Here is a 19,952-nt window from a genome sequence, read left to right as displayed (position 1 = left end):
ACTTCCGTCCCGATGTACGCGATCGTCAAGACCGGCGGCAAGCAGTACAAGGTGGCTGTCGGCGACGTCATCGAGGTCGAGAAGCTCGAAGGCGAGCCGGACACCGAGATCACCTTCGCGGCGCCGCTCCTCGTTGTGGACGGCTCCGACGTCACTTCCGACGCCGACGCGCTGGCGAAGTTCGCGGTGACCGGCAAGGTCGTCGAGCAGACCAAGGGTCCCAAGATCCGCATCCACAAGTTCAAGAACAAGACCGGCTACCACAAGCGCCAGGGTCACCGCCAGAAGTTGACCCGCGTCGAGGTCACCGGCATCACCGGTAAGTGAGGATCTGACTAGCCATGGCACACAAGAAGGGTGCGTCCAGCTCCCGCAACGGCCGTGACTCGAACCCCCAGTACCTCGGGGTCAAGCGGTTCGGCGGTCAGGTCGTCAAGGCCGGCGAGATCCTGATCCGCCAGCGCGGCACCAAGTTCCACCCCGGCGTCAACGTCGGCCGCGGCAAGGACGACACGCTGTTCGCGTTGGCGCCCGGTGCGGTCGAGTTCGGCACCAAGCGCGGTCGCAAGACCGTGAACATCGTCCCGGTCGAGGCTGCTGCCTAAGCAGCTCGGGCGAGACGGAACGACCTCCGACGAGGGGCGGGACCGGTGCATTCCGGCTCCCGCCCCTCGTTGCTTCTGCTAGAGAGGAAATCCCCGTGTCCCGCTTTGTCGACCGGGTCGTCATCCACGTCGCCGCAGGGGACGGGGGCAACGGGGTCGCCTCCGTGCACCGCGAGAAGTTCAAGCCGCTGGGCGGCCCGGACGGCGGCAACGGTGGCAAGGGTGGCGACGTCGTGCTGGTCGTCGACTCCCAGGTCCACACGCTCCTGGACTTCCACTTCCGCCCCAACGCCGCCGCCGGCAGCGGCAAGGGCGGCCAGGGCGGCAACCGCGACGGTGCGAACGGCGCCGACCTCGAACTGCGCGTGCCCGACGGCACGGTCGTGATGACGCCGGACGGCGAGGTGCTCGCGGACCTCGTCGGCGAGGGCACCCGGCTGATCGCGGCCCAGGGCGGTCGCGGCGGTCTCGGCAACGCCTCGCTGGCGTCCAAGGCGCGCAAGGCCCCCGGGTTCGCGCTGCTGGGCGAGCCGGGCGAGCAGCACGACCTCGTGCTGGAGCTGAAGTCCGTCGCCGACGTCGGCCTGCTGGGGTTCCCGTCGGCGGGCAAGTCGTCGCTGATCTCGGTGCTGTCCGCGGCCAAGCCGAAGATCGCCGACTACCCGTTCACCACGCTGGTGCCCAACCTGGGCGTGATCACCGGCGGCGAGACCATCTTCACCATGGCCGACGTGCCGGGCCTGATCCCCGGCGCGTCCGAGGGCAAGGGCCTCGGCCTGGACTTCCTGCGGCACATCGAGCGCTGCGCGGTGCTGGTGCACGTCGTGGACTGCGCCACGTACGAGCCGGACCGCGACCCGCTGTCGGACATCGACGCGCTGGAGGAGGAGCTGGCCAAGTACACCCCCTCCCTGGCCGACGACCTGGCCGAACGGCCGCGCGTCGTGGTGCTGAACAAGATCGACATTCCGGAGGCCCGCGACCTGGCCGAGCTGGTGCGCCCGGACATCGAGGCACGCGGCCTGCCGGTGTTCGAGGTGTCCACCGCCAGCCGTGAAGGGCTGCGCGAGCTGACGTTCGCGCTGGCGCGCGTGGTGGAGGAGTACCGGGCGGCGAAGCCGAAGCAGGAGTCGACCCGGATCGTGCTGCGGCCCAGGGCCGTGGACGACCAGGGCTTCACCGTGGTGGAGGACCCGCAGACCGAGGGCGGCTTCATCGTGCGCGGCGAGCGGCCCGAGCGGTGGATCCGGCAGACCGACTTCAACAACGACGAGGCCGTCGGCTACCTGGCCGACCGGCTCGCCCGCCTTGGCGTCGAGGACGCGCTGGTCAAGAAGGGCGCCCAGCCGGGCTGTCAGGTCACGATCGGCGACCTGGTGTTCGACTGGGAGCCGTCGACGCCCTCGGGCATCGCGATGACCATGAGCGGTCGCGGCACGGACGTGCGGCTCGAGGCGAACAACCGCGTCGGCGCGTCGGAGCGGTTGGCCGCGAAGAAGGCCCGCCGCATCCCCGGCACGTACGACGACGAGTTCGAAGAGGACGACGACGAGTGATCGGTTCGGTGTCGGCGTCGCCGGCCCGGCAGGCGGTGTCCGCGGCATCCCGGGTCGTGGTGAAGGTCGGGTCCTCGTCGTTGACCACCGCCGCGGGCGGGCTGGACCGGTCGCGGCTGGACGCGCTGGTGGACGCGGTCGCGGCGCGGTGCGCGGCGGGCAGCCAGGTGGTGCTGGTGTCGTCAGGCGCCATCGCGGCCGGTCTCGCGCCACTGGGCGTGACGCGGCGGCCCCGTGACCTGGCCACGCAGCAGGCGGCGGCGAGCGTGGGGCAGTTGGCATTGGCGCACGCGTACGCGCACTCGTTCGGGCGGTTCTCGCTGACGGTCGGGCAGGTGCTGCTGACCGCGGACGACGTGGTGCGGCGGTCGCACTACCGCAACGCGCAGCGCACGTTCTCCCGGTTGCTGGCGCTGGGCGCGGTGCCCGTGGTGAACGAGAACGACACGGTGGCCACCGAGGAGATCCGGTTCGGCGACAACGACCGGTTGGCCGCGCTGGTGGCGCACCTGGTCGGCGCGGACGCGTTGTTCCTGCTCTCCGACGTGGACGCGCTCTACGACGGCGATCCGCGCCGGCCGGGCGCGCAACGCGTCACCGAGGTGGCCGGCGCGTCCGATGTGGACGGTGTGCGGGCGGGGTCGGTCGGCTCGTCGGGGCTGGGCACCGGTGGCATGGCGTCGAAGCTGGCCGCGGCCCGGTTGGCGGCGTCGGCGGGCATCCCCGTGCTGCTGGCGGGTGCGGCGGACGCGGCGCGGGCGTTGAGCACGGCGGACGTCGGCACGGCGTTCGCGGTGACCGGTCCGCGGTTGTCCGCGCGCCGGTTCTGGCTCGGGCACGCGGCCGACGCGACCGGCAGGCTGGTGCTGGACGACGGCGCGGTGGCCGCGGTCGTGGGTCGGCGGCGGTCGTTGCTGGCGGCGGGCATCACGGGTGTCGAGGGCGCGTTCGAGGCCGGCGACGTCGTGGAGCTGGTCGACCTGTCCGGGCACGTGGTGGCGCGCGGCGTGGTCGGGTTCGACGCGGCCGAGCTGCCCTCGCTGATCGGCCGCAAGACCAGCGACCTCCCGGCCGAGCAGCGTCGAGAGGTCGTGCACGCCGACGACCTGGTGCCGCTGCGGGCTTAGGCGCGATCATCGACGACGGGGAGGCCGAAGGGCTGGTGTCCCGGCGGCCGGACCCGGACGACCGCCGGGCGCGCATCATCGAACCGACTGCGGAGGGCCGCAAGCGAGTGCGCGCCGCCCGTGCCGCGATCCGGCGCGGGGAGGACACCTTCCTGGCCGAGCGCAGCCCGGCCCGCCGCACGACACTGCTGACCGCCCTGCGCGACCTGCCCGGCGAGCCGCTGGCCCGCTTGACCGCCGAGGACTAGCGCAGCTCGCTGCCCTTCGTCTCGGGCATCGAGAGGATCACGAAGAACGCGACGGCCGCGCCGACCGCGACGTAGAAGAAGAACGTGCTGCCCGGCAACCACTGGATCACCAGCGGTGCGGTGCCGCCGAACAGCGCCACGGTCAGGTTGTACCAGGAGCCGATGCCCAGGGCGCGCAGCTCGGTCGGGAACAGCTCGCTCATCACGGCGGGTGCGATCGACGTCATGGCCGTGTAGAGGCCGAGCCCCACGCAGAACACCAGCAGCAGGTTGCCCACGCCCGGCCCGATCAACGTGGACAGCGGCACCACCAGCACCGCCGTCGCCGCCGACCAGGCCAGCAGTTGCGGCTTGCGGCCGAACCGGTCCGACAGCGCGCCCATCGGGTACTGCAACAGGATGAACAGGCCCGTCGCGATCGACAGGGCGAGGAACACGTCCCCGGCGTCCGCACCCCGCTTGGCCACCGCGAACGGCGTCAGCGCGCTGAAGAACGTGTAGTAGCACAGCGTCGACAGCATGGTGAAGCCCACGAGCCGCCCGACCGCCTTGGGGTGCTCTCGCAGCGTCAGCAGCAGCGGGCGCTTGAGCTGCTGCGCCTTCGCCTTGTTGTGCTCGAACTGCTCGGTCTCCTCCAGGCTGCGCCGCATCCACAGGCCGACCAGGCCGAGCACGCCGCCGACCAGGAACGGGATGCGCCAGCCGTACGACGCCAGCTCGGCCTTGTCGAGCGTGCGGGCCAGCGCGTACCCGAGCAGCGACGCGGCCAGCACCGCGACACCCGTGGAGATGTAGAAGAACGCCGAGTACCGCCCCCGCCGGTGCGCCGGTGCGATCTCCGCCAGGTAGGCGGAGGCGTTGGAGACCTCACCGCCCAGCGACAGGCCCTGTGCGACGCGGGCCAGCAGCAGCAGGATCGGCGCCAACCACCCGACCTGCGCGTAGGTCGGCAGCAGGCCGATGGCGACCGAACCACCGGCCATCAGGATGATGGTCAGCAACATCGCCGTCCGCCGCCCGCGCAGGTCGGCGAACCGCCCGAGCAGGTACCCGCCCAGCGGCCGGAAGAAGAACGCGATCGCGTACGCCGCGAGCGTGTTGATCAACGCGAGCCGCGGGTTGTCCTTGGGGAAGATCTGGGTGGCGAAGTAGATCGAGAACGTGGCGTAGATGGTCCAGTCGTACCACTCGATCGCGTTCCCGATGCTCGCCGCGACGAGCTTGCGGACGGGCAGGCGGTGCTGGGTCTCGGTCTCCAGGGCAGCCATGGGTGGACACAACCACAAAGCAGCCGAAGTCGGTAGATCCCTCACCGAACCCGGTCGTGCGCACCTCGCCGTGTCGTTCGCGGACTCCCGCCCGCACCGGTACGGATGCCGGGGCCGGCCGCACGTCCTCGGTGTGCGCCGGATTCCCACCCACGGCACTGGGTCGCCGGCCCGACCCGGCCTGCACCACCGACCTCGTGACGCCGTCCGGTGACGTCTCGACCCGATACGTCCGCCCGGGACATCGCCAACGCACACGCCCGCGCGTTCCACCAAGCCTGACGACGCCGGATCGAACGACACCGGATCGAACTGCCACAACCCATCAGGTGTCGAACGCGGAGCCCACCGCCGTCACGACCTCGCCCGCCACTCGGCGGCCAGCAGGCCGAACAGCAAGTCGTCCGTCCACTCTCCCTTCAGCCACGTGTTCTGCACCCGGTGCCCCTCCTGCCGGAACCCGAGCCTGGTCAACAGCCGTGCCGACCGGACGTTGCGGGCGTCGCACTCGGCGGACACCCGGTGCAGCCCGCGCACCTCGAACAGGTACGCCAGCACCCGCCGCACGGCTTCCGCCGCGTACCCGCGCCCCTGGTGCCCGGCCGCGAGCGTGTACCCGATGTCGGCCTGCATCCGGTTCTCGTGCAGCCCCACGCCGACGTCGCCGACGAGCACCCCGCCCGCCTCGACCGCGAACTGGTACCAGCCCGGCGCGGTCGGGTCGGCCGTCGCGACGTCCCGCACGAACTCCTCGGCCTGCGCCAGGGTGAACGGCGCTTGCCAACCCTGGTACCTGGCCACCTCCGGGTCCGACCGGTACGCGGCGAGCACCGGCGCGTCGGTCGCGGTGAAAGGCCGCAGCACCAACCGTTCCGTCGTCAGTCTCACCCCGTCGCCCCCACCTCCTCCGTCACGCCGTCACCGCCAACGCGAACGGCAGCACCGCCGACGCCCCCGCCCGCCTCAGCAGCCGCGCGGCGACCGTCACCGTCCACCCGGTGTCGACCCGGTCGTCCACCAGCAGCACCGGACCGTCCACACCGGACAGGTCCGGCACGTCCGTCTCGCGCACCAGCCCCGCGAGCCGCTGCGCGCTGTTGGCCCGACGCGCCGCCTCGCCCAGCCACACCTGCCCGAGCAGCGGCAGCCGGCCGACCTCCGCGATCCGCCGCCCGAAACTGCCCACCAGCGCGGGCCTGGTCCGCGACCCGACCGTCACCACGCCCACCGGCCGCTCCGCCCACCCCCACGCCGACAGCACCTTCACGCACGCGGCGAACACGTCCTCGGGGATCTCCTGGTCGTCCCCCGCGAACAACGACCGCAACCGGTTGCCCCAACCGATGTCGGTCAACCGACCCAGCGCCCGCCCCGTCGCCGCCAGCTCGCCCGGCGGGATCTTCCCGGACAACGACACGCCGGCCGCCGCCATCCCGGTCGGCCACATCTTGCGCGGCTCCACCTCCACCCCGGGCCGCAGCAGCCGTTCCCGCGCCGCCGACGCCGCCACGTCCGACACCTCTGCCGAGGGCCGCTCCCCGGTGCAGTTGTCGCACCGCCCGCACGGCGCCGCGTGCGGGTCGTCCAACTGCCGCAACAGGAACTCCATGCGGCAGCCGTCGGTGGCCAGGTAGTCGAGCACCGCCTGCCGCTCCACCCGCCGCGCCGCCTCGATCCGCTCGTACCGCTCGGCGTCGTAGGACCACGGCTGCCCGGTGGACACCCACCCGCCGCGCACCCGCCGCACGGCGCCGTCCACGTCCAGCACCTTCAACACCACTTCCAGCCGGGTGCGCGACAGCTCCACCACCGGCTCCAGCGCCGCCGTCGACATCGCCCGGTCCGACGGCAGCGCGTCGAGCACCTGCCGCACCACGTGCTCCGGCGGGAACGCCAGGGACGCGAAGTACGCCCAGATGTCCTTGTCCTCCGGGCCGGGCAGCAGCAGCACCTCGGCCCGCTCCACGCCACGCCCGGCACGGCCGATCTGCTGGTAGTAGGCGATGGGGGAGGGCGGCGCGCCCAGGTGCACCACGAACCCCAGGTCCGGCTTGTCGAACCCCATGCCCAGCGCCGACGTCGCCACCAACGCCTTGACCCGGTTCGCCAGCAGGTCCTCCTCGGCGCGCTGGCGCTCGGCCGGGTCGGTGCGCCCCGAGTACGCCGCGACCTCGTAGCCCCGTTCCCGCAGGAACGCCGCCACGTCGTCCGCCGAGGCCACGGTGAGCGTGTAGATGATCCCCGAGCCGGGCAGCCGCTCCAGCCGCTCGGCCAGCCACCCCAGCCTGGCCTCCGCCGTCGGCAGCCGCACGGCCGACAGCCGCAGGCTCTCCCGGTCCAACGGCCCGCGCAGCACCAGCGTGTCCGTGCCGGCGCCCAGCCCGAGCTGGTCGGCCACGTCCCGCACCACCCGGTTGTTGGCCGTGGCCGTCGTGGCGAGCACCGGCACGCCGGCCGGCAGCTCGGTCAGCAACGTGCGCAGCCGCCGGTAGTCCGGCCGGAAGTCGTGGCCCCAGTCGGAGATGCAGTGCGCCTCGTCCACCACCAGCAGCCCCGCCGACGCGGTCAACGACGGCAGCACCGTGTCCCGGAAGTCGGGGTTGTTCAGCCGCTCCGGTGAGACCAGCAGCACGTCCACCTCGCCGGCCGCCACCCGGTCCTGCACGTCCTGCCACTCGTCGGTGTTGGCCGAGTTGATCGTCGCCGCCTGCACCCCCGCCCGCGCGGCGGCGTCGACCTGGTTGCGCATCAGCGCCAGCAACGGCGACACGATCACCGTCGGCCCCTCGCCCAGGGACCGCAGCAGCGCCGTGGCGATGAAGTACACGGCGGACTTGCCCCACCCCGTGCGCTGCACCACCAGCGCCCGCCGCCGTTCGGACACCAGCGCGCGGATGGCCGTCCACTGGTCGTCACGCAGGACCGCCTGAGGGCCCGCCAAAGCCCTCAGCCGCTCTTCGGCCAGTTCCCGCAACGCGCTGTCGTCCATGCCGACACAGTGGCAGACCGCCCCGACAGGACGGACACCTGTGCGACGGTCCCGGCCGCAGCTTCACCCGATCGTGGCGGGCCGTCCGTTCCTCGGGAACCTCGGCGACAGCCGCGGCCGGGTGACCGTAGGCTGGACGACGTGACTGATGACCTGCGCGAACAGGTGCACGCCGCGGCCCGGCGCGCCCGTGTCGCCGCCCACGAGCTCGTCCTCGCCACCCGCCAGAGCAAGGACGCCGCACTGCACGAGATGGCCGCCGCGCTGCGCACCCGCGCCGCCGAGGTGCTCGAAGCCAACGCCAAGGACCTCGAAGCCGGTCGCTCCGCGGGCCTCACCCAGGGCCTGCTGGACCGCCTCGCGCTCACCGAGGCGCGCATCGACGGCGTCGCCCAGGGCCTGGAGACGGTCGCCGGCCTCGCGGACCCGATCGGCGAGGTGCTGCGCGGCTCGAACCTGCCGAACGGCTTGGAGCTCAAGCAGGTCCGCGTCCCGATGGGCGTGGTCGGCATGGTCTACGAGGCGCGCCCGAACGTCACCGTCGACGCGGCCGGCCTGGCGCTGAAGTCCGGCAACGCGGCCCTGCTGCGCGGCTCGTCCACCGCCGAGCACTCCAACACCGCGCTGGTCGCGATCCTGCGCGACGCCCTGGAGACCGCCGGCCTGCCCGCGGACGCCGTGCAGCTCCTGCCGTGCCACGACCGCGCCTCGGTCACCCACCTGATCACCGCGCGCGGCCTGGTCGACCTGGTCATCCCGCGCGGCGGCGCGGGCCTGATCAACGCCGTCGTGCAGCAGGCCACCGTGCCGACCATCGAGACCGGCGTGGGCAACGTGCACGTGTACGTGGACGCGAGCGCCGACCTCGACATGGCGCAGCGCATCGTGCTCAACTCCAAGACCCGCCGCACGAGCGTGTGCAACGCGGCCGAGTCGCTGCTGGTGCACGCCGACATCGCGGACGAGTTCGTGCCCCGCATCACCGACGCCCTGAACGCGCAGGACGTCACCATCCACGGCGACGAGCGGTTCGCGCGCGACCCGAGGGTGCTGGCCGCCACCGACGAGGACTGGGACACCGAGTACCTGTCGCTGGACATCGCCGCCCGCGTGGTCGGCTCGATCGACGAGGCCATCGAGCACATCGCCGAGCACGGCTCCGGCCACACCGAGGCCATCGTGACCAGCGACCTCAACGCGGCGCGCCGGTTCACCGCGCGCGTCGACGCGGCGGCGGTCATGGTCAACGCCTCGACCGCGTTCACCGACGGCGGCGAGTTCGGCATGGGCGCGGAGATCGGCATCTCCACCCAGAAGCTGCACGCCCGCGGCCCGATGGGGCTGACCGAGCTGACCTCGTCCAAGTGGGTGGTCTGGGGCGAGGGGCACGTCCGGCCGACGTCGTGAGCAGGCCCAGGGACGCCGCCGCGACCAAGGCGGCGTTGCTGGACGCCGCGACGAAACTGTTCGGCGAGCGCGGGTTCGACCGCACCACGGTGCGCGACATCGCGCGCCTCGCGGGCGTGAACCAGGCCCTGCTGTTCCGCTACTACGGCAGCAAGGACGCCCTGTTCGCGACCGTGCTCGCCACGCAGAGCCGTGAGCTGCTGGAGGACTCGCCCGCCGAGCACCTGCTGCGCAACGTGCTGCTGCGGATGATGGAGGACAAGCCGAGGCCCGAGGACCACCCGTTGTACGCGGTGCTGCGGTCGTCCCACCACGACTCGGCGGCGGAGGTCGTGCGGCGGCAACTGGGGGAGGAGTACGCGCGCGCTCTGTCGTCCCTTACGGACGCTGAGGACGCGGAGCTGCGTGCGGACCTCGTGCTGGCGTGGGTGGTGGGCATCGGCGTGCTGCGCAGCTTGTTCGGCAAGCAGCCCTTGGCCGACGCGGACGCGGCCACCGTGGCGGCCCTCGTGACCCGGGCTTCGTCCGTCCTGCTGGAGCACACCGATCCTGGTTGACGGTCCGTAACCTTCTGCCTACTGTCGGATGTAAGCGAATGCTTACATGGGGGTGGAAGATGGAGACCAGGGCTTATCCGTTCGCCGAGCTCGACCACTTGCAGATCAACCCGACGTACTTCGAGCTGCAGCGGGACGAGCCGGTGGCCCGGGTGCGGCTGCCCTACGGCGGCGAGGGGTGGCTGGCCACCCGGTACGAGGACGTCAAGACCGTCCTGGCGGACCCGAGGTTCAGCCGCGCGGCCGTGATGGAGCCGGGCGCCGACGTGCCGCGCACGCTGCCGACGATGCCGACCGAGACGAACATCCTGAGCATGGACCCGCCGGACCACACGCGGCTGCGCAAACTGGTCGCGAAGGGGTTCACCGCGCGGCGCACCGAGCAGCTGCGCGAGCGCGCCCAGCAGATCGTGGACGGCCTGCTGGACGCGATGGAGGAGCAGGGCCCGCCCGCCGACCTGGTCGAGGCGCTGGCCATGCCGCTGCCCATCACGATCATCTGCGAGATGCTGGGCGTGCCGTTCGACGACCGGAGCCAGTTCCGCGCCTGGTCGGAGGCGGCGGTGGCGATCACCGCGTTCACCCACGAGGAGATCCTCAAGGCCAACGAGGCGCTGCGCGGCTACATCGGCGAGCTGGTCGCCCGCAAGCGCGCCGAACCGGCCGACGACATGCTGTCCGTGCTCATCGCGGCCCGCGACAACGAAGACCGGCTCAGCGAGGAGGAGCTGGTCTCGTTCGGGGTGACGCTGCTGGTGGCGGGCCACGAGACCACCGCGAACCAGATCGGCAACTTCGCCTTCCAGCTGCTGCGCATGCCGGACCGGCTGGCCGAGCTGCGGGCCGACCCGTCGCTGGTGCCCGCCGCGATCGAGGAGCTGCTGCGGTTCACCGCGCTGGGCGGCTCGGCGGGCTTCCCCCGGATCGCGACCGCCGAGGTGGAGCTGTCCGGGGTGACGATCAAGCCGGGCGAGGCGGTGTTCGTCAACAACGTGACGGCGAACCGCGACCCCGAGGTGTTCGCCAACCCGCACGAGGTGGACTTCCACCGCGAGCACAACCCGCACATCATGTTCGGCCACGGCGCGCACCACTGCATCGGCGCGCCCCTGGCCCGGATGGAGCTGCAAGTGGCCATCGGCACGCTGCTCCAGCGGTTCCCGGAGCTGCGGCTGGACGGCGACGTGACGTTCAAGAAGGGCCGGCTCATCCGCGGTCCGCAGGCCCTGCCGGTCAGGTGGTGACCCGATGAGCGAGTGGACGATCTCGGTCGACCGCGGCGCGTGCATGGGCACCGGGATGTGCACCTCGATCGCGCCGGACCACTTCCGCCTCGACGGTGGCACGTCCACGCCGGTCAAGGCGGACGTCGAGCCGGACGAGGCGGTCGTCGACGCGGCGGAGTCGTGCCCGATGGAGGCGATCCTGGTGCGTTCGGCGGACGGCTCGGTGCTCGCGCCGCAGCTGTAGCGACGACCGCTCCGCAGCGCCGCCGGTGAAAGCCGTAGCGGCGTTGCGGAGCACGTCCCGCGGGCCGGGGCGGGTGCCTACTGTCGGTGGTGACGATCACCGGCAGGGGGAGTGTCGATGCAGGTCAGGCCGTACCCGTTCCCCGAGCCCGACGACCTCGACGTGCACGAGACCTACCTGGAGCTGCAACGGGACGAGCCGGTGGCCAGGGTGCGGCTGCCGTACGGCCGCGAGGCTTGGCTCGCGACCCGCTACGCCGACGCGAAGGTCGTGCTGGCCGACCCGAGGTTCAGCCGCGCGCCGGTGATGGACGCCGACTACGACCCGCCCCGGACCATGCCCGAGGTGCCGGGCATCACCACCATCCTGAGCATGGACCCGCCGGAGCACACGCGGCTGCGCCGGATCCTGGCCAAGGCGTTCACCGCCCGTCGCACCGGGCAGCTGCGCGAGCGCGCCCAGGAGATCGTGGACGGCCTGCTGGACGCGATGGAGGAGCAGGGTCCGCCCGCCGACCTGGTGGACGCGCTGGCCATGCCGGTGGCCATCACGCTCATCAGCGAGATGCTGGGCGTGCCCGCGCCGGACCGGGCGCAGTTCCGCGAGTGGTCGGACGCGGCGGTCGCGATCACCGCGTTCACCGTGCCCGAGATCGAGGCCGCCGCGGCGTCGCTGCGCGCCTACATCCGCGACCTGGTCGAGGACAAGCGCAGGAACCCGGCCGACGACATGCTCACGGTGCTGGTGCACGCGCACGACAACGACGACCGGCTCACCGAGGAGGAGCTGGTGTCGTTCGGCGTCACGCTGCTCATCGCGGGCCACGAGACGACCGGCAGCGAGATCGGCAACTTCGTCCACCAGCTGCTCACCCACCCGGACCGGCTGGCCGAGCTGCGCGCCGACCCGTCGCTGGTGCCCGCCGCGGTGGAGGAGCTGCTGCGGATCACGAAGCTGTCCGGAGCGCCCGGCTTCCCCCGCATCGCCACGGCCGACGTCGAGCTGTCCGGGGTGACCATCCGCGCAGGTGAGGCGGTGTTCGTGGACGGTCTGGTGGCCAACCGCGACCCGGCCGTGTTCCCGAACCCGCACGAGCTGGACTTCCACCGGCCGCACAACCCGCACTTCGCGTTCGGCCACGGCGTGCACCACTGCATCGGCGCGCCCTTGGCGAGGATGGAGTTGCAGGTGTCCATCTCGACCTTGCTCACCAGGTTCCCGCGCCTGGAGTTGGCCGAGGACGTGGTGTTCAAGAAGGGCAGACTGGTGCGAGGCCCCGAACGCCTACTGGTGAGGTGGTAGACCGATGAGCGAGTGGACCGTCGAGGTCGACCGGGGCGCGTGCCTCGGCACCGGCATGTGCACGTCGATCGCCCCGGGCCATTTCCAGCTCGAAGGCGGCACGTCGACGCCCGTCAAGGCGGACGTCGACCCGGACGACGCGGTGATCGACGCCGCCGAGTCGTGCCCGATGGAGGCGATCCTGGTGCGTTCGGCCGACGGCTCGGTGCTCGCGCCGCAGCTGTAGAAAATAGTTTCGCCAATCGCGTCATGGCCGCGTGACGTGCGCGTTCCTCCTCTGTGCGGCCCTGGGATCGGGGTGGGGTCGCGCGATCCGCGGATGCGGCCCACTCCCCCAGGGCCGCGACGGGGAGACGAGTGCGCGGGCGGCCTTTCGGGGAGCGACCGGCCGCCCGCGCACCACCCGAACTAGGCTCACGTCCCATGTCGAACCGGCGGATCGGCGTCATGGGTGGCACCTTCGACCCGGTGCACCACGGCCACCTGGTGGCTGCGAGCGAGGTCCAGGCCCGCTTCGAGCTGGACGAAGTCGTGTTCGTGCCCACCGGCCAGCCGTGGCAGAAGAGCGAGCGCGAGGTCAGCGCCGCCGAGGACCGCTACCTGATGACGGTCATCGCCACCGCCTCCAACCCCCGGTTCTCGGTCAGCCGGGTCGACATCGACCGGCCGGGGCCGACGTACACCGTCGACACCCTCACCGACCTCAAGGCCACCCACCCGGACGCCGACCTGTTCTTCATCACCGGCGCGGACGCGCTGGAGCAGATCCTGTCGTGGCGGCGGGCGGACGACGTGTTCAGCCTCGCGCACTTCATCGGCGTCACCCGACCGGGTTATGAGCTGGTCGACACGCACCTGCCTCCGGGCGCGGTGTCGCTGGTAGAGGTGCCGGCGATGGCCATTTCATCGACCGCCGTGCGCGACCGGACGGCCTCCGGACTGCCCGTCTGGTACCTCGTGCCGGATGGTGTCGTTCAGTACATCAGCAAGCGCCGGCTTTACTCGATGCCGGACTGAGCCCGGACGCCGGTACCCTCATTGACTCGTGCGGGCGTAACGGCGCCCGCCGGTGTGATGAGGAGTGACGTGGCAGCCACCGACGAGGCACGACGGTTGGCGCTGGTCGCCGCTAACGCGGCAGCCGACAAGAAAGCGCACGACGTGATCGTGCTCGACGTGTCCGACCAACTGGTGATCACGGACTGCTTCGTGATCGCCTCCGCTCCGAACGAGCGGCAGGTCGGCGCGATCGTGGACAACGTTGAGGAGAAGTTGCGCGAGGCCGGGCGCAAGCCGGTCCGCCGTGAGGGCGCGCGCGAGGGTCGTTGGGTCCTGCTGGACTTCGTGGACGTGGTCGTGCACGTCCAGCACGTCGAGGAGCGCACCTTCTACGGCCTGGAGCGGCTGTGGAAGGACTGCCCGCGCATCGAGTTCGACGCCGGACCCCCGGCCGACGAGGTCGCCGAGGCATGACCCTGAACCGGCTCGTGCTGTGGCGGCACGGTGAGACCGACTACAACGCGACCGGCCGCATGCAGGGCCACCTGGACTCGTCGCTGACCGAGACCGGGTGGAACCAGGCCCGGTTCGCGGTGCCGGTGCTCGCCGGGTTCGAGCCCGAGCTGGTGGTGGCCTCCGACCTGCACCGCGCCCGGGACACCGCGACCGTGTTCACCGATGCGACCGGGGTCGACCTGCGCATCGACGAACGGCTGCGGGAGACGCACCTGGGCAAGTGGCAGGGGCTGACCTCGACCGAGATCGAGGTGGAGTGGCCGGGCGCGCTGGACCTGTGGCGCGTGGACGGCACCCTGGCGCCTCCGGACGGCGAGACGCGCGTGGAGGTCGCCGAGCGCGCGCTCGCCGTGGTGGCCGAGGTGGACGAGGAGTTCACCGGCACGGTCATGCTGTGTGCGCACGGCGGCCTGATCAGCGCGCTGACCGGGCGTCTGCTGGACCTGCCGGTCGACCGGTGGGCGCTGCTGGGCGGCATCGGCAACTGCCACTGGACGGTGTTCACCCGCCGGCCGCAGGGCGACGGCCGGTGGCGGCTGTCGTCGTACAACGCCGGAATCACCCGGTGAGACTGCTCGTCCTCGGCGATTCGCTCTCGTTCCACGGTCCTCAGGGGCCGTTGCCGGCCGACAACCCCCGGTTGTGGCCGAACGTGGCGGCGTCGGCGTTGGGCGGGCACGCGGAGCTGGCGGCGGGGTTCGGCTGGACGGCCCGTGACGCCTGGTGGTCGTTGACCGGCGACCCCAGGGTGTGGTCGTTGCTGCCGCGCACCGACGTGGTGGTGCTGGCAGTGGGGCACATGGACACGCTGCCGTCGCCGCTGCCGACCTACCTGCGGCAAGGGTTGCGCTACCTGCGGCCCGACGGGTTGCGGCGGCGGGCGCGGGCGGGGTACCGGACGTTGCAGCCGGTGCTCTCACGGGCGTTCTGCGGGTACCCGGTGGCGTTGCCGTCCCGGTTGACGGTGCGTTACCTGGACGACTCGGTGCGTGCTGTGCGTGCGCTCGCGCCGGGTATCAAGGTGGTCGGGATGACTCCCTCGGTGCACTGCTCGGCTGCTTATGCCGGTGTTCACAGTGGGCGTGCGGCGGCGGAGCGCGCGCTGCGTTCGTGGGCCGCCGGGGTGGACGTGCCGCTGCTGGACGTGCCGCCGCTGGTGGGCGACCACGTTCGGTCACGGCGCGGCAACCCCGACGGCATGCACTGGGGTTGGGAAGGGCACGAGCTGGTCGGGCGGGCCATGGCGGAACTGATCAGGTCCGTGGCGGTCGGCCACTCGGGTGCGGCGGAGCCGTAGTCTCGGCACTCGTGTCCACCACGATCGTCACCGACTCGACGGCGTACCTGCCCGAGGGGTTCGCCGAGCGGCACGGCGTCCGGGTCGTGCCGCTGCACGTGGCCGTGGACGGTCGCAGCAGGTTGGACGGGGTGGACTTCGGCCCGGCGGAGCTGGCCGCCGCGCTGGGGGAGCACCGGCGGGTGACCACGTCCCGGCCGACGCCGGGCGAGCTGGCCGAGGTGTACCGGTCCGTGCTCGCCGACGGCGCGGAGGAGATCGTGTCCGTGCACCTGTCCCGGGACCTCTCGGGCACGTGGGAAGCCGCGCGGTTGGCCGCGGAGGAGGTCGACCCGGCCCGGATCAGGGTGGTCGACTCGCGGGCCACCGGCATGGGACTGGGGTTCGCCGCGCTGGCCGCGAGCGCCGCCGGTGGTGACGCGCGGTGCGCGGAGGAGGCCGCGGTGGCTGCCGCGGGCCGGGTCAGGATGTTCTTCTGCGTGGAGACGCTCGACCACTTGCGGCGCGGTGGGCGGATCGGGGCGGCTGCCGCGCTGGTGGGCACGGCGCTGGCCGTGAAGCCGTTGTTGCACGTGGACGACGGTCGGATCGTGCCGCTGGAGAAGGTGCGCACGATGGGGCGGGCTGTGGCCCGGCTGGTCGACCTGGCCGCGTCGGCGGCGGGTTCCGGGCCGGTGGGCTTGGCTGTCCACCACTTGGCCGCGCCGGAGCGGGCGGCGGAACTGGCGACGTTGCTGGACGAACGCGTCCCCGGCTCGACCGGGTGCCTGATTTCCGAGGTCGGAGCGGTGATCGGAGCGCACACGGGTCCCGGCGTGCTGGGTGTCGTGGTGCTGCCCGGTGGAGTGTCCTAGCTCTCGTTATCCATCATTCAGGCAGTTGTCCACAGATCGCGAACACGCACCCCACCCCCTGCTCCACCCGGCCTAACGTCGATCCCATGTTCGACAAGAACCCGGAAACCACGACCGCCCGCCTGAAGGCCCTCGTCTCCCAGGAACGGGGCAAGCACCGCGCGTCGGCCCCGGAGACCCTGGTCTTCGTCTCCTCGGCCGGCGCCGACCCGCCGAACCCCCTGCACCGACTGCACCACCTGCTCCGCCGCTGGCTGCCCGAGCCCGCCGCGCCCCACCGCCGCAGACTCCTGCTGGCCGGCGTCATGGCGGGCGTGGCGCTGGCCGTCGCCCTGGCCCTGTGGTGGCAGCGCCCCGTGCCGGAAACCCCGCCGGCGCTCCCCGTCGCCGAGGCCGCCGCCGTCACGAGCACCGAGGAACAGCTGATCGTCGACGTGGTCGGCCTCGTCCCCACCCCCGGCCTGGTCACCGTCCCGAACGGCTCCAGGGTCGCCGACGCACTCCGAGCCGCCGGCGGAGCCAATCCCGGAGCCGACCTGACCACCCTCAACCTGGCCCGCAAAGTGATCGACGGCGAACAACTGGCCGTCGGCATCCCCATCCCGCAAGCGACCGACGCCACCACCGAACCGCTGAACCTCAACACCGCCACCAAGGAGCAACTGGACACCCTGCCGGGCGTGGGCCCGGTGACAGCCCAACGCATCATCGACCGCCGGCAGAAACGCGGCCCCTTCACCTCCCTGGACCAACTGGGCGAGATCGACGGCATCGGCGACGCGAAACTGGCCAAACTCCGCGACCTGGTCCGCCTCTGACCCCAAGCCGACACCACCCGCCTTTCCTCCGTCCGATTCCGAGCTCGCACGTCTCCGGTCGGATGACCTGTTCTTGACGTCGTGACGCGGATGGAGGTCGCGGACCTGACCACGCTGTGCCGCGTTGTCCGAGCGGGCACACCGAGCTGGTACAACGCGCCGCCACCCACGACCGCGAGCCGCGTCCCATCCGCCGCTGATGGGCGTCGCGCCCCTCGAACGGCAGTTGCCAAGCCTCCATTGACCGCGCCACTGCCCGAATCACCTGGAGTCCTCATGCGACCCGCGAACCGCCCATGCCTCACACCGGTGAGCCTTTCCACCCACGACAACTTGCTCACCCGCATCCGCCACGCACTACGAGCCGTCGTAACCCGTCTCGTCACCCTGTCGAAGTCCCGCTGGGTGGGTTCATGAATCCAATCCCTGAACTCGTCCTCTCAACCATTCCCGAGGCAACGCTGTGAATCCCCGCGCGCACCTCGTACCCGCCGCACTGGTGGTGTGGGGGACGGCACTGGCCGGACTGCTGGTGACGTGGTGGGCAGCGCTCGTGGTCGGTGTGGTCGCGGCCGTGGTCGGTGGGGTGGCGTTCCGCACATGGCGGCCGGCAGCGGTGGCGGTTGTGGTCGCGGGGCTGGTGGCGGCGTGGTGGATCGCGGCCCAAGTGCACGGGGCGGTCCACCACCCGTTGCGGGTGGCGGCGGCCGGTGGGGTGGCCGCCACTGTCCACTTCGAACTCGACGACCGGCCGCAGGGGTTGCGCAGCAGCGGGTTCGGCTCACGGGCGGGTGGGGTCGACATGGTGTTGGTCCGGGGCACGGCCGACGAGGGCGGTCGGATCGCGGTGCTGGCGCCGGCGGCTCGGTGGCGTGACCTCCTGCCCGGTCAACAGGTCACCGCCCGCGGAACCCTCGTCCCTCCCCGGAGTGGTGAGCTGACAGTGGCGGTGCTGCGGGTTCGTGGGCCTCCGCAGGACGTGTCCGAAGCGCCCGTGTGGCAGCGGGTCGCCGAGGACTTGCGTGCCGGGCTGCGGAAGGCGAGCAGCGCCCTCGACCCCGAACCGGCCGGGTTGCTGCCCGCGCTCGTCGTCGGCGACACCTCCGCCCTCCCGCCGCGAGTGGTGGAGGAGTTCCGCACGGCTGGTCTCGCTCACGTCCTCGCCGTCAGCGGCGCGAACCTGGCGATCCTGTGCGGCGCGGTCCTGTTGTTGCTGCGGTTGCTGCGGGTCGGTCCCCGTGGTTGCGCGGTGGGGGCGATGGCGGCGCTGGTGGGGTTCGTGGTGCTGGCGGGGCCGGAACCCAGCGTGTTGCGGGCCGCGGTGATGGGTGCGGTGGCGTTGCTCGCGCTGGTGTTGGGACGGGAGCGGTCGGCGTTGCCGGCGCTCGCGGCCGCGGTGGTGGTGCTGGTGCTCTACGACCCGGAGCTGGCCACCGAACCGGGGTTCGCGCTGTCGGTGGTGGCCACGGCGGCACTGGTGCTGCTCGCGCCGAGGTGGGCCGCCGGGATGAGGGACCGGGGTGTGCCGGTCGGCTTCGCCGAGGCGTTGGCGGTGCCGATAGCCGCGAACCTGGCGACCGCGCCGCTGGTCGCCGGGCTCAACGGCCAGGTGAGCCTGGTCGCGGTGGTGGCGAACCTGCTGGCCGGCCCCGTGGTGGCGCCGGCCACCGTGCTCGGGGTCCTGGCCGCCGTGCTGGCACAGGTGCACGAGCCGACGGCCCGGCTGGTCGTCGAGGTGGCCGGTCCGGCGGTGAGCTGGTTGATCACCGTCGGGCGGCACGCGGCGGCGGTGCCGGGTGCGGCGGTGGGCTGGCCCGGCGGTTGGGGTGGCGGGGCGTTGCTGGCCGGGGTGCTGGTGCTCGGCTACGTGATCACCAGGCTTCGCCGGGTGCGGGCTTTGGTGCTGGCGGCCGTGGTCGGCGCGGTGGTGGTGGTCGTGCCGCTGAACGTCGTCTCGCCCGGTTGGCCGGTGCCCGGCTGGTCGGTCGTGGCGTGCGACGTCGGGCAGGGCGACGCCGTCGTCCTGGCCACCGCCGAGCGCGACCGGGCGGTGGTGGTGGACACGGGGCCGGACCCGGTGCCGGTGCTGTCGTGCCTGCGCCGGCTGGGGGTGCGGCGCATCCCGCTGGTGGTCCTCAGCCACCTGCACGCCGACCACGTCGGCGGGTTGGCCGCGGTGATGGCGGAACGGAGCGTGGGTGCGGTGGCGGTGGGGCCGTCACGGCAGCCGGAGTGGGCCTGGGAGGAGGTGAGGGAACGAGCGCGGGCCGCCGGGGTCCGCGTGGTCGAGCTGGGGGCCGGGCAGCGGCTGAGCTGGCCGGGCTTGGCGCTCGACGTGCTGGGTCCGCGCGTGGACCCGGTGGGCGGGACTAACACGGCGGTCAACGACGCGTCGCTGGTGCTGCGGGCCTCGACCGCAGCCGGGCGGGTGCTGCTGACCGGCGACATCGAGCTGGCCGGGCAGGCGGACCTGCTCGGCGGGCACGTGGACCTGCGGGCCGACGTGCTCAAGGTGCCGCACCACGGGTCGCGGTACTCGTCACCGGCGTTCCTCGCGGCGGTGCGGCCGCGCATCGCGCTGGTGAGCGTGGGCGCGGGCAACCGCTACGGCCATCCCAGCGGGGTGCTGGTCGACGCGTTGACGAGCCAAGGCGTGCTGGTGCTGCGCACCGACCGGGACGGCGACACGGCCGTCCTGGCCGGCCCGGACGGGCCGCGGGTCGCCCGCAGGGGAGGCGGCCCTCCGCACCACGGACAAGGGGAGAACGATGAGGAAAGACGTCTGGATCCGATTGCACTCCGGCTGGTCGCCGCGAGGCGACAACCGGGCCGTGGCCTGGGTGCTGTGGCAGCCCGGGTACACCGCGCAACCGTGGCCGCGCACCGAACTGCGGCCCGCTTTCACCTACTACGTGTGCGAGAAGCTGCCCGGCGGCGAA

20 protein-coding genes and 1 pseudogene are annotated in these 19,952 nt (G+C 72.2%); 18 read left to right on the top strand and 3 right to left on the bottom strand.

Going from position 1 to position 19,952, the window contains the following annotated elements:
• Positions 1–12 precede the first annotated feature (12 nt).
• From rplU to ACIQMJ_RS25175, 5 genes are all read left to right on the top strand, one after another.
• A complete protein-coding gene (rplU, locus tag ACIQMJ_RS25195) occupies positions 13–327 on the top strand; it encodes a 50S ribosomal protein L21 (protein WP_499763438.1) in 315 nt (104 codons plus the stop codon).
• 14 nt (positions 328–341) lie between these two features.
• Positions 342–605, top strand: coding sequence for a 50S ribosomal protein L27 (gene rpmA, locus ACIQMJ_RS25190; RefSeq protein WP_073889563.1), 264 nt, complete (start codon positions 342–344; stop codon positions 603–605).
• 95 nt (positions 606–700) lie between these two features.
• The gene (gene obgE, locus ACIQMJ_RS25185; protein WP_499763437.1) at positions 701–2,161 is read left to right on the top strand and encodes a GTPase ObgE; all 1,461 of its coding nucleotides are present in this window, start codon (positions 701–703) and stop codon (positions 2,159–2,161) included.
• Positions 2,158–3,288, top strand: a complete 1,131-nt coding sequence (gene proB, locus ACIQMJ_RS25180; RefSeq protein WP_499763436.1) for a glutamate 5-kinase — start codon at positions 2,158–2,160, stop codon at positions 3,286–3,288. Before obgE ends, proB begins: the two co-directional genes overlap by 4 nt.
• Before the next feature lie 35 nt (positions 3,289–3,323).
• Positions 3,324–3,536, top strand: coding sequence for a winged helix DNA-binding protein (locus tag ACIQMJ_RS25175; RefSeq protein WP_499763435.1), 213 nt, complete (start codon positions 3,324–3,326; stop codon positions 3,534–3,536).
• On the opposite strand, the gene ACIQMJ_RS25170 is transcribed toward ACIQMJ_RS25175, so the two are convergent.
• The 3 genes from ACIQMJ_RS25170 to ACIQMJ_RS25160 form a co-directional block, all read right to left on the bottom strand.
• Positions 3,533–4,804, bottom strand: a complete 1,272-nt coding sequence (locus ACIQMJ_RS25170) for an MFS transporter (RefSeq protein ID WP_499763434.1) — start codon at positions 4,802–4,804, stop codon at positions 3,533–3,535. The genes ACIQMJ_RS25175 and ACIQMJ_RS25170 overlap by 4 nt on opposite strands.
• Before the next feature lie 354 nt (positions 4,805–5,158).
• Positions 5,159–5,692, bottom strand: coding sequence for a GNAT family N-acetyltransferase (locus tag ACIQMJ_RS25165; RefSeq protein ID WP_499763433.1), 534 nt, complete (start codon positions 5,690–5,692; stop codon positions 5,159–5,161).
• A gap of 22 nt (positions 5,693–5,714) precedes the next feature.
• Positions 5,715–7,793: a RecQ family ATP-dependent DNA helicase gene (locus ACIQMJ_RS25160; RefSeq protein WP_499763432.1), complete on the bottom strand. Its 2,079-nt coding sequence runs from the start codon at positions 7,791–7,793 to the stop codon at positions 5,715–5,717.
• Between the two features lie 141 nt (positions 7,794–7,934).
• Here ACIQMJ_RS25160 and ACIQMJ_RS25155 point away from each other — a divergent pair, with 141 nt between their 5' ends.
• The 13 genes and pseudogenes from ACIQMJ_RS25155 to ACIQMJ_RS25095 all read left to right on the top strand — a co-directional run.
• A complete protein-coding gene (locus tag ACIQMJ_RS25155) occupies positions 7,935–9,200 on the top strand; it encodes a glutamate-5-semialdehyde dehydrogenase (RefSeq protein WP_499763431.1) in 1,266 nt (421 codons plus the stop codon).
• Positions 9,197–9,757: a TetR/AcrR family transcriptional regulator gene (locus ACIQMJ_RS25150; RefSeq protein ID WP_499763430.1), complete on the top strand. Its 561-nt coding sequence runs from the start codon at positions 9,197–9,199 to the stop codon at positions 9,755–9,757. The genes ACIQMJ_RS25155 and ACIQMJ_RS25150 overlap by 4 nt, the downstream gene beginning before the upstream one ends.
• Positions 9,758–9,795: 38 nt before the next feature.
• A complete protein-coding gene (locus ACIQMJ_RS25145; RefSeq protein ID WP_499763429.1) occupies positions 9,796–11,001 on the top strand; it encodes a cytochrome P450 in 1,206 nt (401 codons plus the stop codon).
• Between the two features lie 4 nt (positions 11,002–11,005).
• A complete protein-coding gene (locus ACIQMJ_RS25140) occupies positions 11,006–11,227 on the top strand; it encodes a ferredoxin (RefSeq protein ID WP_499763428.1) in 222 nt (73 codons plus the stop codon).
• A 117-nt stretch (positions 11,228–11,344) separates the two neighbouring features.
• Positions 11,345–12,529, top strand: coding sequence for a cytochrome P450 (locus ACIQMJ_RS25135; protein ID WP_499763427.1), 1,185 nt, complete (start codon positions 11,345–11,347; stop codon positions 12,527–12,529).
• Between the two features lie 4 nt (positions 12,530–12,533).
• The gene (locus ACIQMJ_RS25130) at positions 12,534–12,755 is read left to right on the top strand and encodes a ferredoxin (RefSeq protein WP_499763426.1); all 222 of its coding nucleotides are present in this window, start codon (positions 12,534–12,536) and stop codon (positions 12,753–12,755) included.
• 197 nt (positions 12,756–12,952) lie between these two features.
• Positions 12,953–13,546, top strand: coding sequence for a nicotinate-nucleotide adenylyltransferase (gene nadD, locus ACIQMJ_RS25125; protein ID WP_499763425.1), 594 nt, complete (start codon positions 12,953–12,955; stop codon positions 13,544–13,546).
• Between the two features lie 69 nt (positions 13,547–13,615).
• Positions 13,616–14,002, top strand: a complete 387-nt coding sequence (rsfS, locus tag ACIQMJ_RS25120) for a ribosome silencing factor (RefSeq protein WP_073889589.1) — start codon at positions 13,616–13,618, stop codon at positions 14,000–14,002.
• A complete protein-coding gene (locus tag ACIQMJ_RS25115) occupies positions 13,999–14,613 on the top strand; it encodes a histidine phosphatase family protein (RefSeq protein WP_499763424.1) in 615 nt (204 codons plus the stop codon). The genes rsfS and ACIQMJ_RS25115 overlap by 4 nt, the downstream gene beginning before the upstream one ends.
• The gene (gene octT, locus ACIQMJ_RS25110) at positions 14,610–15,341 is read left to right on the top strand and encodes a diglucosylglycerate octanoyltransferase (protein WP_499763423.1); all 732 of its coding nucleotides are present in this window, start codon (positions 14,610–14,612) and stop codon (positions 15,339–15,341) included. Before ACIQMJ_RS25115 ends, octT begins: the two co-directional genes overlap by 4 nt.
• An 11-nt stretch (positions 15,342–15,352) precedes the next feature.
• Entirely contained in the window at positions 15,353–16,195 is an 843-nt protein-coding gene (locus ACIQMJ_RS25105; protein WP_499763422.1) for a DegV family protein, read from the top strand.
• An 86-nt stretch (positions 16,196–16,281) separates the two neighbouring features.
• Positions 16,282–17,013 carry a ComEA family DNA-binding protein gene (locus ACIQMJ_RS25100; protein ID WP_499763421.1) on the top strand — a complete coding sequence of 244 codons (732 nt, stop codon included), beginning with the start codon at positions 16,282–16,284 and terminating at the stop codon, positions 17,011–17,013.
• A gap of 463 nt (positions 17,014–17,476) precedes the next feature.
• Positions 17,477–19,759: pseudogene (locus tag ACIQMJ_RS25095) on the top strand (DNA internalization-related competence protein ComEC/Rec2); the annotation flags it as partial.
• Positions 19,760–19,952: the final 193 nt, after the last annotated feature.

The sequence above is a fragment of the Actinosynnema sp. NPDC091369 genome (assembly GCF_044757065.1).
Lineage (GTDB): Bacteria > Actinomycetota > Actinomycetes > Mycobacteriales > Pseudonocardiaceae > Actinosynnema.
This window is presented reverse-complemented; position numbering and strand designations above follow the sequence as displayed.

What these genes read in the sequence shown, in the direction of transcription:
- ACIQMJ_RS25135 (WP_499763427.1), top strand. Translation starts at nt 11,345, where the DNA reads ATGCAGGTCAGGCCGTACCCGTTCCCCGAGCCCGACGACCTCGACGTG.
- rpmA (WP_073889563.1), top strand. Translation starts at nt 342, where the DNA reads ATGGCACACAAGAAGGGTGCGTCCAGCTCCCGCAACGGCCGTGACTCG.
- ACIQMJ_RS25140 (WP_499763428.1), top strand. Translation starts at nt 11,006, where the DNA reads ATGAGCGAGTGGACGATCTCGGTCGACCGCGGCGCGTGCATGGGCACC.
- nadD (WP_499763425.1), top strand. Translation starts at nt 12,953, where the DNA reads ATGTCGAACCGGCGGATCGGCGTCATGGGTGGCACCTTCGACCCGGTG.
- ACIQMJ_RS25160 (WP_499763432.1), bottom strand. Translation starts at nt 7,793, where the DNA reads ATGGACGACAGCGCGTTGCGGGAACTGGCCGAAGAGCGGCTGAGGGCT.
- ACIQMJ_RS25100 (WP_499763421.1), top strand. Translation starts at nt 16,282, where the DNA reads ATGTTCGACAAGAACCCGGAAACCACGACCGCCCGCCTGAAGGCCCTC.
- rplU (WP_499763438.1), top strand. Translation starts at nt 13, where the DNA reads ATGTACGCGATCGTCAAGACCGGCGGCAAGCAGTACAAGGTGGCTGTC.
- ACIQMJ_RS25145 (WP_499763429.1), top strand. Translation starts at nt 9,796, where the DNA reads ATGCTTACATGGGGGTGGAAGATGGAGACCAGGGCTTATCCGTTCGCC.
- ACIQMJ_RS25170 (WP_499763434.1), bottom strand. Translation starts at nt 4,804, where the DNA reads ATGGCTGCCCTGGAGACCGAGACCCAGCACCGCCTGCCCGTCCGCAAG.
- ACIQMJ_RS25130 (WP_499763426.1), top strand. Translation starts at nt 12,534, where the DNA reads ATGAGCGAGTGGACCGTCGAGGTCGACCGGGGCGCGTGCCTCGGCACC.
- ACIQMJ_RS25115 (WP_499763424.1), top strand. Translation starts at nt 13,999, where the DNA reads ATGACCCTGAACCGGCTCGTGCTGTGGCGGCACGGTGAGACCGACTAC.